Origin of the sequence: Flavobacterium phragmitis (assembly GCF_900112575.1) — a bacterium.
GTDB lineage: Bacteria > Bacteroidota > Bacteroidia > Flavobacteriales > Flavobacteriaceae > Flavobacterium > Flavobacterium phragmitis.
This window is the reverse complement of record NZ_FOMH01000002.1, coordinates 37,405-51,347: the sequence shown is the minus strand read 5'-3', so window position 1 is coordinate 51,347 and position 13,943 is coordinate 37,405. Positions and strand designations below refer to the sequence as shown.

Here is a 13,943-nt window from a genome sequence, read left to right as displayed (position 1 = left end):
TGTTACAAAGTGATTTTATATTTTCGATTTTCAGTAAGACCGGATTTTTTTAATCATTTTTTCCAGACCTGCTATAGCAGTTTCTTTGTCTTTTTCTTCCGCATTATATGATTTGCTTCTGACCGATTGATAGGATAGATCTTTTTTAAAAGCGGTAGAGAGGTAGGGTATAATCGACTGGAAGACCAGATTCATAGAACGTGCCTTAATTAGCCTTGATTCATCCGCTGCCCTGAGAATTAATCCCAGCTGATCTGCCGAGAGATCGCATTCTACTTTTTCTTCTATTGATTTTGATTTTGCCCGCCGGACAGAAGTCCCTAATTCCTTTTTTTTCTCCCAGTAGGCAATTTCATTCTTAAACCAGTTATCTAAAACAGGTTTGATATTCTCCATGCTGGGATCAAATGTTATTTTCTCATTGGAAGTGAGATGATTAAAATCTTTATAATAGAGAAGAAGCAGTTCAAGCCTGAAAGCAGATTCTTTTTCTTTATCAATGTTTTTTAAAATTTGTTCTTTAATTAAGCTGATGTATTTTCTGCAGTTGAAATTCATAGCAATCAATATCTGGTCAGCTGTTCCAAAAATGGTTTCGCCTTTAGGATTATAATCCTGATTAATCAGAGCTTTTAATAAGTCGCGCTCATAGCGTATCTGCCGGAAAGTAACTTTATTCTGGGTTTTGGATTCAATAGATTCTGTAAAAGCATCAATTACGATCTGGATTATCTCTTTGTCCCTTTCATTTTTCGCTGAGAAGGCTTTGAGCTTAGTTAGTTTGACTTTTAATTCTTTTCTGGAAACAATCAAGTAGGTTATGGGTACTCTTTCATCCATGCTTAAATAATAGGTAAACCTGTTTTCTATAAAAGAAAGCATTTCATCCAGCACTTCAATCAGCTGCTCAATTAACTGTGAAAGCCTGTTTGTTTTTAATTCTTTAAAATTTTGATTTTCGATTACAGTATCCAGAAGAAATATTAAATTAGAGTGATACTTGCGCACTAGAAGCCGGATCTGTCTTTTCCTGAACATTGCGAAAATTTCATTTTTGATAAGCACTTGTATTCGCTGCGATTCTTTCTGCGCATTTTCTGAAATCAAATCAAGATCTTTTTCTGATAATGCTGAAACATTTGTTTTTTTCGGATTTAAAGTCTGCACTATCAAGGAATCTAACCATTCTAAAGGATATACATTACTCATAATACTTTATTTTAATAGCAGGCATTTAAACGAAAATTAAAGATTTTTAAAATTTTCAATAGAGTTTAAACGGTATTGAGATGGGGAGATGGAGGTGTGATATTTAAAGAAATCACTGAAATTATGGACACTGGCGAATTCTAATTCTTCAGCTATCTCAAAAATTGTCAGCTGCAGGTCTTCCAGCAGAACTTTTGCTTCGATTATGACTGCTTCATTAATAAAATCTTTAGCTGTTTTGCCTGTGGTATCCTTTATGATTTTACTCAAATAAGCAGGAGTGATAAAAAGGGCTCCCGCATAAAATTTTACCTGATGCTGTTTTCTGCAGTGAATGGATAAAATGGTTAAAAACTGTATAGTGAGGTTTTCTTTTCGGGAAAAATTCAGCATGGTTCCTGAAGTATATTTTGAATATATAATTTTGAGTTCATAGAGAAACAGATTAAAGCTGATGCGCTGCAGATCATTAATATATCCATTGTTTTTACTGTCTTTATTTACAAAGTAAATCAGCTTGTAGATCATGGACAGAACCAGATAATCCTTATCTTCAAGATTTATTCTTAAAGGTTCTTTTCGGACTAAAAAGTAAAAGGAATCCACCAGTTCTTTTCGAAGGGTGTTTTTAAATGCAAAATCGGAGGAAAATGTAATAATATAAAGCTGGAGCTTATCTTCTATTTCCATTAATGTGCAGAAGGAGTTTTTTGGAATAATCAATAAATCATGCGCCGTTAAATCCTGCACAATTTCTTTGAGCTTAATTTTAAACCGGCCCGACTTAATAAGCAGTATCGATAGGTTGCTGGCGAGAAATGACTCAGTTCCGGCTGTTTTAACAATATATTTTTTTATGATATGAATGTCTAATCCCTCGACTGACTGGTCTTTAAGTTCAATATTTATTATATCTTTTATCATGGTATTTTTAACTTAAGGAGATAAATCAGTTTTTTATTTAGGGCTTATCGCTAAATTTCTTTTTTATTAGTGTATAGAATAAATGATAGAGGTTCAGAAGCGTGGCAATGTAAAACAGATACGCCGGACCTCTTGTCCGCATGGATTTTTTTTCTCCGCTTAGTAAAAAGCCGGTTATTTCATCATAGCTGAATAGCACTATGATGAAATACAGGCTGGCAAGATTAAATAGGACCAGAATTATATAAAAGATGGTGAGCGGTTTTATTTTAGGCATGATCATTTTAATCTTAATTTGATATTAGTTGATGCAGCTGCCGAGAAGCGCAATTATTGAGGTCAGGGCAGATTCTTTTACGGTAAAAAGAATTTTGGCCGGCCTGCTGCCCACAGATGTTTCCCAGTCCCTGTCTTTTCTTTCTTCAGCCGAATAAAGAGAATATCTAGAAATAGAGGCGACCGTCAGGATAGTTTCTGTTTCATCCAGATCCAGAATGCTGTCTGTAAGAATATTAGATTCATAATCCGTAATATAATTGTAAGTGATAGTGAACTCTTCCTGCCTTTGAATAATGAGATTTTGAAGAAAATCAATCAGGCTGGCTTTGGCATAAGTCCCCATCGTGCTTCCCTGGATAATGAGAATCATATTATTATCGGGATCTTCCATAATAGACTCTACTATTTCATCTGTAAATTGTATCAATCGGCTGTTTTTGTAGCTTTTTGTTATAGGTCTTTCACTAATGAAATTGATCTGGTCAGCGAGTTCTGAATAAGAATTTGGAATTTTGTTTTTTTCGTAGAAAGCATTGAGCTTCTCGTAAATTTCTTTTCCTTTTTTATCATAAGGGTTATGAATGTTTTCAGCCGGCTGATGCTTTTTCTCTGCCGGCAGCTCATTTTCAGCTGCACTGAAATCAGAATCGGAAGAGCATGAAATAACAAATAGTGAAACTGTGATGCATAATAAAATAGTTTTCATGATTTGGTTTGTTTGAAAGTGAATGAGAATTGCTTCTCAGTTCTTTTCATCCGGATAAGCAGAACTTTTATCCAGCGCCCTGCTGGACTTTTTTTGCTTTTGAATTCACGACAAAGCTATTAGGCTCAAATATTGAAAACAACCCTATATCTGTGGATTTTAGGTATTTATGGTATGGATTTTTGGAAAATCCACACATCATTTTGTGTTAATAAGTGTTTGTAATACAATTGTTTGTGTTATTTTTGGGTTAAGTTAAAGTAAAATTATTCCGACAGCTGTGAGGAAGTGCTTCGGGATTATTCCAGGCGCATTATCCCCTAAATATATGTATCATGAATAAACAGAATTTACTTGTATTACTTTTAATTTTCTCAAATCATGCATTTACGCAGCACTCCCGTTTTAGTATTCCTGACTCATTGAAACACAAAAGTTACGGGTACTTAGATGACAGGATTTATGAATTGAGGAGAGACAGTTCCAAGGCAGCGGTTTATCTGTTCACCTATATCAATAAAGCGAAAAATGAGAAAAACTGGAAAGAACTGGTTAACGGATACCACAACCTGCTGCATGAGTCTCCCGATAAATTGCGGCCTGTTTATGCCGACAGCATGATATATGCTGCCAGGAAGTCTAATGATGATGCCCTGATTGGATCGGCCTATCTTTCCAAAGGAATAGTATTTTACGGCCGAAAGGATCAGGAAAAAGCGATGGATAATTACCTTATTGCCAACAGTTATATTTCTAAAACAGATGATGCTTACCAAAAACATAAAGTAAAATATCAGATCGCTTTAACCAAGCTTTACATTGGTTTTTATGAAGAGGCGATTTCACTGCTTCGCGAGTGCGTCGATTACTATAAGGACCGCAGCACAAGGCCGTATTTAAACTCGCTTCATACCCTTGGGCTCTGCTACAATAAAAATGGGAATTTTGGGCTCTGCACTGAGACTAATACACTAGGAATTAATGAATGCCGCAGGCTGGATAATCTGGAAATGATACCTTATTTTATGCATTCACAGGGAATTAATGAGTTCTTTTTGAAAAATTACTCAAAGTCGATAAAAGATATCGAATCATCTCTGGAAGCAGTTAAAGAGAATCGTGATTTTGCAAACGAGTCAATTGGGAATTTTTATATCGGAAAGAGCTATTGGGCGCTTGACAGGAAAGCGAAAGCTGCAGCGTATTTTCAGATCGTGGATAGAATTTTCAAGGAGAAAAACTATCTCCGCCCTGATCTGCGGCAGTCTTTTGAATTATTAATAAACTATTACAGGCAGAAGAAAGATTTAGCTTCACAATTGTATTATGTTGAACAGCTTTTAAAGGCAGACACTCTGCTGGTGGAAACCAATAGATATATAGTCGGTAAAATTCATAAGCAGTACGATACCAGAGAGCTGTTGCAGGAAAAAGAAAATCTCCAGCGGCAGAGCGAAGATCTAAAAGAGAAATTGGAAAGGGAAAAAAACTACGATCTTATTTCTGTCATAGTATTTTTATTTATGCTGATTATCATTACAGTGCTTACGTACCGCTATTACAGGAACAGAAGGCTTTACAAAAAGCGTTTTGAAGAGTATATCACAAAGTTAGAGCAGAATAAAAATAAGCCAAAGAATAATGTGCAGAAGCTGCCGGCTTCAGATATTAACAGCGGTACTGCTGCTTTGATATTAAAGCAGCTGGAAAAGTTTGAAAAAGAAAATAAATTTTTAGAAAGAGACTGGAAACAGGGAAGCCTTGCAGCGTATTTTAACTCCAACTCAAATTATCTGGCAGGCATCATCAAACAGTATAGAGGAAAAAGTTTTTCCGAATATATAAACGGTCTTAGGATTGACTATATAATAGCACTTCTGGAAAACGAAAAGAAATACAGGAGTTATTCCAATGATGCTTTAGCCCAGGAAGCCGGGTTCAGCTCCACCCAGCGTTTTGCCAATGCATTTTTAGCTAAAATGGGCATGCCCGCAGTCTATTTCGTGGAACAGATGAAAAAGAAAAATTAGTAAGCAGCTTTAATTAGGATTTGCTGATGAAGTTATTATTTTTGCCGTGTAATTATAAAAAACAGAAAACATGAAAGATTTATTAGAAAAAATTAATGCTGAGATTGATACTTTTAAAACGGAATCCGATTCGCTTGCCGAAAAAGGAGTGAAGGCGGCGGGAGCAAGAGCCCGTAAATCATCTTTGGAAATTGAAAAGCTTTTAAAAGAGTTTAGAAAAGTTTCTATTGAGGAGTCTAAGAAATAAGTATTGCTTTTGGTCTCCTGCTGAGAGTAAAAGGTGGAATAATGGGGCTTTTTGGCCCCATTGTTTTTGATTATTGTGTTGTGGGCAGCTTCTCCCGCTTTGCGCTGCAATCTTTTGTGCCGAACTCCGGCAGAAAAGGATTTCCGCTGCAATCGGGGCTGGGAAGAAAGATTATGCTTTTTATATGTTTTTAAAAATGCGAATATTTGGACTAATAGGACAAATTCGTTTTAGCTGTTAAAAGCTGTTATCATTGTTTCCATAATATCATATTTTAGTTATTTTAAAATTGTTATGTGGGACGATATCAGTAAATACTAAATCTTTACCTTTTTTCCAATAATGTAAATGATATTCATAATCAACATCTCTTCTCCATGCCGAATAGCCTTTATGAGATATTTGATTGCTTCCTCCGCTTTTTCCTTCTCTCAATTCATGAGTATCCTTCATGTTAATACTCAAAATTTCCTCGCAAATTGATCTATTCAATAAATTGATTTTTCCTTCATCTTTTTGAAAGTTCAATGCTTGAACTGATTTAAAAAAGCTGTCATGTAATGAAAAATTAGGTTTACTTTCACCGTAGATATAATTATAGGCAGGATCAATCTGGAAAATGTTGATGTAAATAGCCATTCTTATGCAGTCATCAGTTTGGGCATTACTCCAAATTATTGCAGGTTCAATTTTTGAGCAAAATACGTTAAAATTGGTAAAGTGTGAAAATTCGATATTTATTGTAATGGGTAAATCAATTTTATATGAGGAATCTACTATTGAAATAAGTGCATCAAACTTAATTGTAGGCGTTAGAATATCGTTTGAAATTATAATATTTTCGGCATCATTTTTTTGATTAATTATACAATCTATTTTTAAAATTGTAGCTAACTTCTTAAATATATGAGTAAAATCTTCATTTCTATCTTTTAAGGCTAGAAGATTATCCTCATCAATAAGTATATCAGATATTTTACAATAATCCTCAAGTAATGGAAGTTTATTTAGGATAGAATTTACAATTTTATCAATTTCCTCTGGTTGTATGTAGTCAATGTCGTATTTGTCCACTAACTCCTTTATATTATCAATGTATGGAAACAAGTTGTACTTAAATAAAACTTCAAAGGTTTCGCTAGGTTTAAAAACACATCCCCAATTTAAATCTATAAGTTTTTTCCAATCAACGAGATTCTCAATAAATTCTTCTAGCTGTTTTTTAGTTATTGTTTCCTTATTTAAAGAGAAAACATATGGGTCAATAAAAAAATTCATATTTAATTCTCTTGTTCTTTTTTTCTTTTCAGCATTGCTGCTTCCAACATTTTCGATGCAAGCTTTTCACTTTCATCGAAAAATCCTTTAGGCCAGTCTTTTATAACACCATATTTGTTAATTCTTATTTCACTGTAAGTTGATAGAGAATTTTCTTTTTCTACAAAGTATAATATCGAATTATTAGACAATGATTCTCCATTGGAAGTAGCTACTAAATAACGCAATCTATTTATTAAATATTCACTATGTGTTTCTACTATACATTGTTTATCCAGAATATTTAACGAAATAAAGAAATCGGCTAAACGAGTTTGTACTTTAGGGTGTAAGTGAAGTTCAGGTTGTTCGAAAATTAATGTTGAATCAGAATTAGCTAATAATGATAAAACTAAAATTGGTAATACTTGGCTAACTCCCACACCAACATGTGTTAAATCTTGAAAATTGTTTGACGAGTCAGTTGAAACAGTTAATTCATGACCTAATTTACCTTTATCAGAAGTTTTGTAATCTGTGGCAACTCCTAAATAAATAAGCCAATCTAAAACTGCATTTTGAAGAGTGACTTCTTTTGCTGACTTATCTTCAGTATTTTTTTCAAATTCTGATGAAGGTATATAAGTTATCATTGTATTTTTATGAACCTCTAGAACGGCGGCTGTATTTTCTCCTTTGAAACCAACATCAGTTGAATCAGCGTATCCTTCTAAAGGATAAATTGCCTTAGGTTCATCTCTTAAAGGACCTAAATATTTTAAATTTCTTTTAAAATAGTTTTCAATATAGTCAACTTCGGGTAGATGCAATGGTAATGTTCTTACTTTAATGTATTTATCTGATCTAATTTTACTGAAGATTTTTTCAATTTCCATTTTCTTTTCTTCAAATGAGGTAACTATTGTCCTTTGAAAATACCTATTGCTTAAACATTTTTTTAAATTTTTTGACGTAAAGTTGGTTTTTAAAGTTTTTACAGAAGCCCTAAAACTTTCTACTATTCGCTCGTTTTGTGCTTCATCGACAATTTTTGTGTTTTCAACTAAATCTATAAATATATTTAAGATTAGTGCTTGAAATTCTTTATTTAAAATTATATCAACATGCTCAATATGATCAAAATCTATGTATGGAATTTTACCTTCAAGTGTTTTTAAAATGTATGCGATTTCTGTATCAAGCTCATTATATACACCAATAATGCTGTAAGGAAGAAAATGCAACAAATTGACGCCGATAAATTTCACATCCATCGGTACTCTATAGTAGCGGCTAGCTGTTCTTGATTTTGGAGAAATATCAACTTCAAATTCCATCGATTGTTTGTCAATATTTGATAATGTATTAATTTTAAATTCTGATTGTCGCTCCTCAAACGTTTTGCTAGATCTTTTAATATTAATTTTTTGTTTAACCTTATCATTTAATTCACTAGAAATATTGACGCTGTTTAAAATTGGATTAAGTTGCTCCACTTGATTACTGTTTGCGGAAAAACTGAATTGTAAGTCAAGTTTATTGACTTCTTCATCATAAGGAAGCATATATCTCCTGTATGAGGACTCATTTAAATGGCTATTTTTAGGAATTAAGGAAAAACCTATTTCTATATCTTTTTTATCTTTTTCATTATGTGAAAGAATATCATTAAAATTTCCAAATTTTGATATATGTCCATTTAAAATTACGGATCTTGAGGTGACAGAGTTTTGTATTGTCTGAGCAGTCAAAAGTAAACTTTGGATAATTGTACTCTTTCCTGAACTATTTGCACCTGCAAAAATTGTAAGTGGTTCGAATTTAAGTTCAGTTTTTTTTGAAACGGATTTAAAATTTTTGATTGTCCATTTTGTTATCATATTCTATATTTTTGGCCTATCTTTTGTATCTGTCTAAGCGCATAATACTAAATAGAAAGTATTTAGACAGACATATTTAATTTATTTGTGACATTTAAAGTTAATAAATTTGAAACCATTTATGGTTTTCTTTACGGTTTTCCTGAATACTATTTAAATTTTGAAAATTAGACTATCTCAAGCAAATTTAATTAGGTATAATTACCCTTTTTTTTAATTTAAATAAAAAAGATGCCTAAGCATCTATTTATTTATTCTTAAAAAAAATCTTTTATATTAACCTTTAAAGCTTTTGCAATTAAACTTAGTGTTTTCACTGTTGGATTAGTTTCTCCTCTTTCTATTCTGGCGACCTGATTTACTGACATACCAATTTCTACAGCTAATTTAGATTGAGAATATTGATCCTTTTCTTCTCTAATTTTCCTTATAGTAGCTCCGAGGTTAATTTGTACTTTATTTATTTCTTTTTCTTCCACATGTTAAAATTGCAGTATAAAAAAATATTAATCATACACATATATGTGTAGTTGTTAGTTTTTTTTATTATATTTGTTTTTGAATTTATATATTTGCGATTCTTCACATAAAAATATTTGAAGCATTCGCTTAGAATCTCGACTTGAAAACTGGAAATTTAGAAGGAACGAGAGGATAAGTAAGATGCTCACGCCTTTGGCGTGGGCTCACTTATTGTTCCTCGGTATTTCCAGTACCTCAAGTCAATAAGCTGAGTCCCACGCCTTTTTTATGCTCAAAACTCTCCAGTTATTCTTAGCGATATCCTTATGTTTTTGCTTTTAGTTTTCGCATTATGAAGTCGAACGTTTAAACATTTGTGCAAGTGAAATAAATAATTCATCCTACTTATGATCATTAAGTCGTTTACTTGATGCATAAAAAATGGCCCTCAGCTGCAGCGACCAAACTAGAGCAGAGGACCTTAGCTAATCAAATCCATATTTAACTAACCAATCCCAATATTATGAATTATTCTTCATTTTACAAGGATGGGAAGGCACTTTATTGCATAATTTTTTCATGCATACTGCTGTCATTTTCATCTTCATTTGCCGGAAGTTTGAGCCGGATATCTAAGTTTCCCTTTCAGGAAATTACAATCCAAGGAACCGTTACAGATGGAAATTCACCGCTTCCAGGAGTCTCCATCGCAGTTAAAAGCAGGGCAGGATCATCTGCCATTTCAGATTACAGCGGGCAGTATGCGATAACTGCAGATTCGGGCGATACCCTTGTGGTTTCTTTCATCGGGTTCAAAAAGGCTTTTATCCCGGTGCAGGACAGAAGCAGAATAGATATTGCGCTGCAGTACGATACTACTACATTGCAGGAAGTAAAAGTAAATGCAGGTTATTATTCCGTGAAAGAAAGCGAGCGCACCGGAAGCATTGCGCGAATTACTTCTAAAGATATTGAAACACAGCCGGTGACTAATGTGCTTGCCACAATGCAGGGACGAATGGCAGGTGTCAGCGTGACGCAGACTACAGGTGTTCCGGGCGGAGGTTTTGATATTAAAATCAGAGGCCAGAACAGTCTCCGCTCTGATGCCAATGCGCCTTTATATATTATTGACGGTGTTCCTTATGCTTCAACCCCTATAGGATATAATCAGACTGCAACTCCATATCCGACTGTTACAAGCCCTTTAAACAGCATCAACCCGGAAAATATACAGAGCATTGAGGTTTTGAAAGATGCGGATGCCACTGCTATTTACGGATCCAGAGGTGCTAATGGAGTGGTGCTTATCACCACTAAAAAAGGGACTGCAGGCAAAACAGTATTTACAGTGCAGGCATCAACAGGAACTGGAAAAGTAACCAGATTCATGGATCTGATGAATACCGAGCAGTATCTTGCAATGCGAAGAAAGGCTTTTGAAAATGACAAAGTTTCTTACCAGACTCGTGATTATGATGTCAATGGAACCTGGGACCAGAACCGTTCCACAGAGTGGCAGAAAGAACTTCTTGGAGGCACTGCACTAATCAGTAATATAAGCGGATCAGTTTCAGGAGGCTCGGAGAAAACACAGTTTCTCTTGTCAGGGAACTACTATACTGAATCGACAGTATTTGTGGGAGATGCACTTTACAAGAAAGGAGGAAGCCAGTTTAATTTAAACCATCAGTCAGATAACGGCAGGTTTCGTCTGAGTTTTTCTGCCGGATATAATGTTCAGGATAACAAACTGCCTGCATTTGATTTTACAAGCGATGCCCGGAATCTGGCTCCAAATGCGCCTGCTCTTTATAATGCTGATGGAAGTCTGAACTGGGAGAATAAAACGTGGAATAATCCTCTGAGGAATCTTAATGCGGTTTTTAAATCAAAAACAAATGATTTAGTTGCCAATACGGTGCTTTCATACGAGATATTTTCCAATTTTTTTATAAAAAGCAGTTTTGGTTTTACAAACCTTTCTACAGCAGAAACCAGAATTTCGCCTTCCACGATTTATAATCCTGCAAATAATATTACAAGTGCCAGATCAAGCATTTATATGAATAACACTTCCCGATCTTCATGGATTGCAGAACCGCAGCTAAATTATTCAAAAGATATTGCACAGGGCAGTTTGGATGTATTATTGGGAGCGACTTTTCAGAGTCAGAATTCGGCCAGTCTGTACCAGACCGGTAACGGATTTGCCTCTAACAGTCTTATCTATAATCTGGCAGCCGCGTCTTACGTTACCATACTGCTTGATGATGATACACAGTACCGCTATCAGGCATTTTTTGGGAGAATCAATTACAACTGGCAGCAAAAGTATATACTGAATCTAACGGCCAGAAGAGATGGTTCAAGCCGTTTTGGTCCGGGGAATCAATTTGCTCTTTTTGGTGCCGCAGGAGCAGCATGGCTCTTCTCAAAAGAGAATTTCCTGAAAGAGAGTTCTTGGCTGAGTTTTGGAAAACTCAGAACAAGTTACGGATCAACTGGAAATGACCAGATAGGGGATTACCAGTATTTGGATACGTACACTGTTTCGCAGACATCCTACAACGGAACAGCAGGCCTGCAGCCTTCCAGACTTTTTAATAAAGATTTTGGGTGGGAAATAAATAAAAAATTTGAAGCAGCTCTTGAACTTGGCTTTCTTCAGGATCGAATTTTCACAACTGCCTCATGGTATCAGAACCGTTCTTCAAATCAGCTGACCGGGATGCCGATTGCAGGCACAACAGGTTTTACAATCCTGCAGGGCAATTTGGATGCAGTGGTAGAAAATAAAGGACTGGAACTCACACTGAGAACCGTAAACGTAAATGCAGGCAGTTTTAACTGGACAACCAGCTTTAATTTGACATTTGCAAGAAACAGGCTGGTGCGATTTCCAGGGCTGGAAAGCTCCTCCTACAGCCAGCAGTACAGAATTGGAGAGCCTCTAAATATTAGGCTGCTATATCAGTATAAAGGAGTTGATCCGCAGACCGGCGTTTATCAGTTTGAAGATCTTAATGGTGACGGGAAGATATCTTTCCCCGATGACCAGCAGATAGCCGCGGACCTGAACCCAAAATATTACGGAGGACTTCAGAATCAGATCAGTTTCAGGAATTGGAAACTGGATTTTCTATTCCAGTTTGTCAATCAGCAGAACAGATCCTATTTAAATGGTCTTGCAGGGCAGATGCTCAACCAGCCTGTAAGAATGTCCGACAGCTGGCAGGGGCTTAACGATCAGGCAGTCTATCAGCTTTACACCTCAGGCACGAACAGCGCTGCGGTAAACGCGAATTATTTCTACAGCAGGAGCACAGCCAGCAATGAGGACGCATCATATATCCGTCTTAAAAATATTGCGCTTACCTATGATCTTCCCCTGAAATTGAAAGAGACGCAATGCAGACTTATGCTTCAGGGGCAGAACCTGCTTACTTTCACAAAATACAGGGATGGCGATCCTGAATTTACCACTATGGGATATCTGCCGCCCTTAAAAATAATGACTGCCGGCATACAGCTGACATTTTAAATCCGAAAATCATGAAAACACAATTTTTTATATCCTTCAGAGTTTTTTTTATTGTAATGCTCGCTTTTGCTGAGGTATCATGTGATTCATTTGTAGAAGTGGATCTTCCAGAATCGCAGCTTACCAGCGAAGGGGTTTTTAAAGACAATGCGACAGCAGATGCTGCACTTTCTGATATTTATGCAAAGCTTAGAGATACGGGAATATTAACCGGAGCCAATACAGGTATATCAAATCAGCTTGGAAATTATACAGACGAACTTATTGCCTTCGGGTCGCCGACCAGCACTACGGTCAGCTTTTTTAATAATGCACTTCTGCCGTCTAATTCAAATGTGGCCGATTACTGGAATAATTCCTATAATCAGATTTATGCGGCAAATGCAGTTTTGGAAGGTGTGGCGGAGAGTACCGTTTTTTCGGCAGAGAATAAGGCAAAACTGCGGGGAGAATCTTTATTTATAAGAGCTTTGGTTCATTTTTATCTGGTAAATTTATTTGGTGACATACCCTATATCAAAACTACGGATTATACTGCCAACGCCTATGTGACGCGCCAGCCCTTGGATGATGTTTACAAAAATATAACTGATGATCTACAAAATGCAGCTGATCTGCTTCCTGCGGCCTACAGCAGCACGGAAAGAATCCGTCCCAATAAATATACAGTTAAGGCACTGCTGGCAAGAGTCTATTTGCACAGAGGGTTATATGCAGAAGCTGCAAACGAATCTTCGGCCGTTTTAAACCAAAGCAGCACCTATATATTGAACTCTGATCTGAATCAGGTTTTTTTAATCGGCTCCAAAGAAACCATCTGGCAGCTAAAATCAGCTGTTGCGGGACAGAATGCGCAGGAAGGCGCAACCTTTATATTTCTTTCTGCTCCCCCAGTGCTTACCTCTCTAAACCCAGACTTATTTAATTCTTTCACTTCCGGAGATCTTAGAAAAAACAGCTGGATTAAAACCGTTATGAATGGGAATACTCCTTATTATCATCCTTATAAATATAAACAGCAGGACTTTACGGGAACTTCCAAAGAATACTCTATTGTCTTTAGAACGGCAGAGCAGTACCTGATAAGAGCTGAAGCCAGAGCGCATCAAGGTGACTTAATAGGCGCTAAGGAGGATCTCAATAAGATAAGACATCGTGCGGGACTTGGCGATACAGCAGCCTTAACTCAGAATGAAATTCTTCAGGCGGTGCTTGAAGAAAGGAAATATGAGCTTTTCACAGAACAGGGGCATCGATTCTTTGACTTGAAACGGTATAATAAAATTGATGCCGTTCTTGCAGCAGTTAAGCAGGGATGGAATACTACCGACAGCCTGCTTCCAATACCACAGAATGAACTGAGTGCAAATCCAAACCTGAGACCGCAGAATCCAGGATATTAAAC

At 35.9% G+C, this 13,943-nt stretch carries 10 protein-coding genes; 4 read left to right on the top strand and 6 right to left on the bottom strand.

Features of this window, described 5'->3' with window-relative positions; genetic code table 11:
- Positions 1 to 30: 30 nt before the first annotated feature.
- The 3 genes from BM289_RS03115 to BM289_RS03105 form a co-directional block, all read right to left on the bottom strand.
- A complete protein-coding gene (locus tag BM289_RS03115; RefSeq protein WP_143102030.1) occupies positions 31 to 1,167 on the bottom strand; it encodes a hypothetical protein in 1,137 nt (378 codons plus the stop codon).
- Positions 1,168 to 1,245: 78 nt separating this feature from the next.
- The gene (locus tag BM289_RS03110) at positions 1,246 to 2,133 is read right to left on the bottom strand and encodes a helix-turn-helix domain-containing protein (protein ID WP_091490771.1); all 888 of its coding nucleotides are present in this window, start codon (positions 2,131 to 2,133) and stop codon (positions 1,246 to 1,248) included.
- Between the two features lie 301 nt (positions 2,134 to 2,434).
- Complete coding sequence (locus BM289_RS03105) at positions 2,435 to 3,118, bottom strand: hypothetical protein (protein ID WP_091490770.1); 684 nt, start codon at positions 3,116 to 3,118, stop codon at positions 2,435 to 2,437.
- Positions 3,119 to 3,453: 335 nt separating this feature from the next.
- On the opposite strand from BM289_RS03105, the gene BM289_RS03100 reads away from it, so the two are divergent.
- Both BM289_RS03100 and BM289_RS03095 read left to right on the top strand, forming a co-directional pair.
- Positions 3,454 to 5,148, top strand: a complete 1,695-nt coding sequence (locus BM289_RS03100) for a helix-turn-helix domain-containing protein (RefSeq protein ID WP_091490768.1) — start codon at positions 3,454 to 3,456, stop codon at positions 5,146 to 5,148.
- 70 nt (positions 5,149 to 5,218) lie between these two features.
- The gene (locus BM289_RS03095; protein ID WP_091490767.1) at positions 5,219 to 5,395 is read left to right on the top strand and encodes a histone H1; all 177 of its coding nucleotides are present in this window, start codon (positions 5,219 to 5,221) and stop codon (positions 5,393 to 5,395) included.
- A gap of 267 nt (positions 5,396 to 5,662) precedes the next feature.
- Here BM289_RS03095 and BM289_RS03090 read toward each other — a convergent pair whose 3' ends face one another.
- The 3 genes from BM289_RS03090 to BM289_RS03080 all read right to left on the bottom strand — a co-directional run bounded on the left by BM289_RS03090 (position 5,663) and on the right by BM289_RS03080 (position 9,011).
- Complete coding sequence (locus tag BM289_RS03090; RefSeq protein ID WP_091490765.1) at positions 5,663 to 6,673, bottom strand: hypothetical protein; 1,011 nt, start codon at positions 6,671 to 6,673, stop codon at positions 5,663 to 5,665.
- Between the two features lie 2 nt (positions 6,674 to 6,675).
- Complete coding sequence (locus BM289_RS03085) at positions 6,676 to 8,532, bottom strand: AAA family ATPase (protein ID WP_091490764.1); 1,857 nt, start codon at positions 8,530 to 8,532, stop codon at positions 6,676 to 6,678.
- Between the two features lie 257 nt (positions 8,533 to 8,789).
- Positions 8,790 to 9,011 (bottom strand): helix-turn-helix domain-containing protein, encoded by a 222-nt coding sequence (locus tag BM289_RS03080; RefSeq protein ID WP_091490762.1) that lies wholly within the window; start codon positions 9,009 to 9,011, stop codon positions 8,790 to 8,792.
- A gap of 602 nt (positions 9,012 to 9,613) precedes the next feature.
- On the opposite strand from BM289_RS03080, the gene BM289_RS03075 reads away from it, so the two are divergent.
- Together BM289_RS03075 and BM289_RS03070 are read left to right on the top strand one after the other, a co-directional pair.
- Positions 9,614 to 12,538, top strand: a complete 2,925-nt coding sequence (locus tag BM289_RS03075; RefSeq protein ID WP_244165311.1) for a SusC/RagA family TonB-linked outer membrane protein — start codon at positions 9,614 to 9,616, stop codon at positions 12,536 to 12,538.
- 11 nt (positions 12,539 to 12,549) lie between these two features.
- Complete coding sequence (locus BM289_RS03070) at positions 12,550 to 13,941, top strand: RagB/SusD family nutrient uptake outer membrane protein (RefSeq protein ID WP_091490759.1); 1,392 nt, start codon at positions 12,550 to 12,552, stop codon at positions 13,939 to 13,941.
- Positions 13,942 to 13,943: the final 2 nt, after the last annotated feature.

What these genes read in the sequence shown, in the direction of transcription:
- BM289_RS03110 (WP_091490771.1), bottom strand. Translation starts at nt 2,133, where the DNA reads ATGATAAAAGATATAATAAATATTGAACTTAAAGACCAGTCAGTCGAG.
- BM289_RS03105 (WP_091490770.1), bottom strand. Translation starts at nt 3,118, where the DNA reads ATGAAAACTATTTTATTATGCATCACAGTTTCACTATTTGTTATTTCA.
- BM289_RS03100 (WP_091490768.1), top strand. Translation starts at nt 3,454, where the DNA reads ATGAATAAACAGAATTTACTTGTATTACTTTTAATTTTCTCAAATCAT.
- BM289_RS03095 (WP_091490767.1), top strand. Translation starts at nt 5,219, where the DNA reads ATGAAAGATTTATTAGAAAAAATTAATGCTGAGATTGATACTTTTAAA.
- BM289_RS03090 (WP_091490765.1), bottom strand. Translation starts at nt 6,673, where the DNA reads ATGAATTTTTTTATTGACCCATATGTTTTCTCTTTAAATAAGGAAACA.
- BM289_RS03085 (WP_091490764.1), bottom strand. Translation starts at nt 8,532, where the DNA reads ATGATAACAAAATGGACAATCAAAAATTTTAAATCCGTTTCAAAAAAA.
- BM289_RS03070 (WP_091490759.1), top strand. Translation starts at nt 12,550, where the DNA reads ATGAAAACACAATTTTTTATATCCTTCAGAGTTTTTTTTATTGTAATG.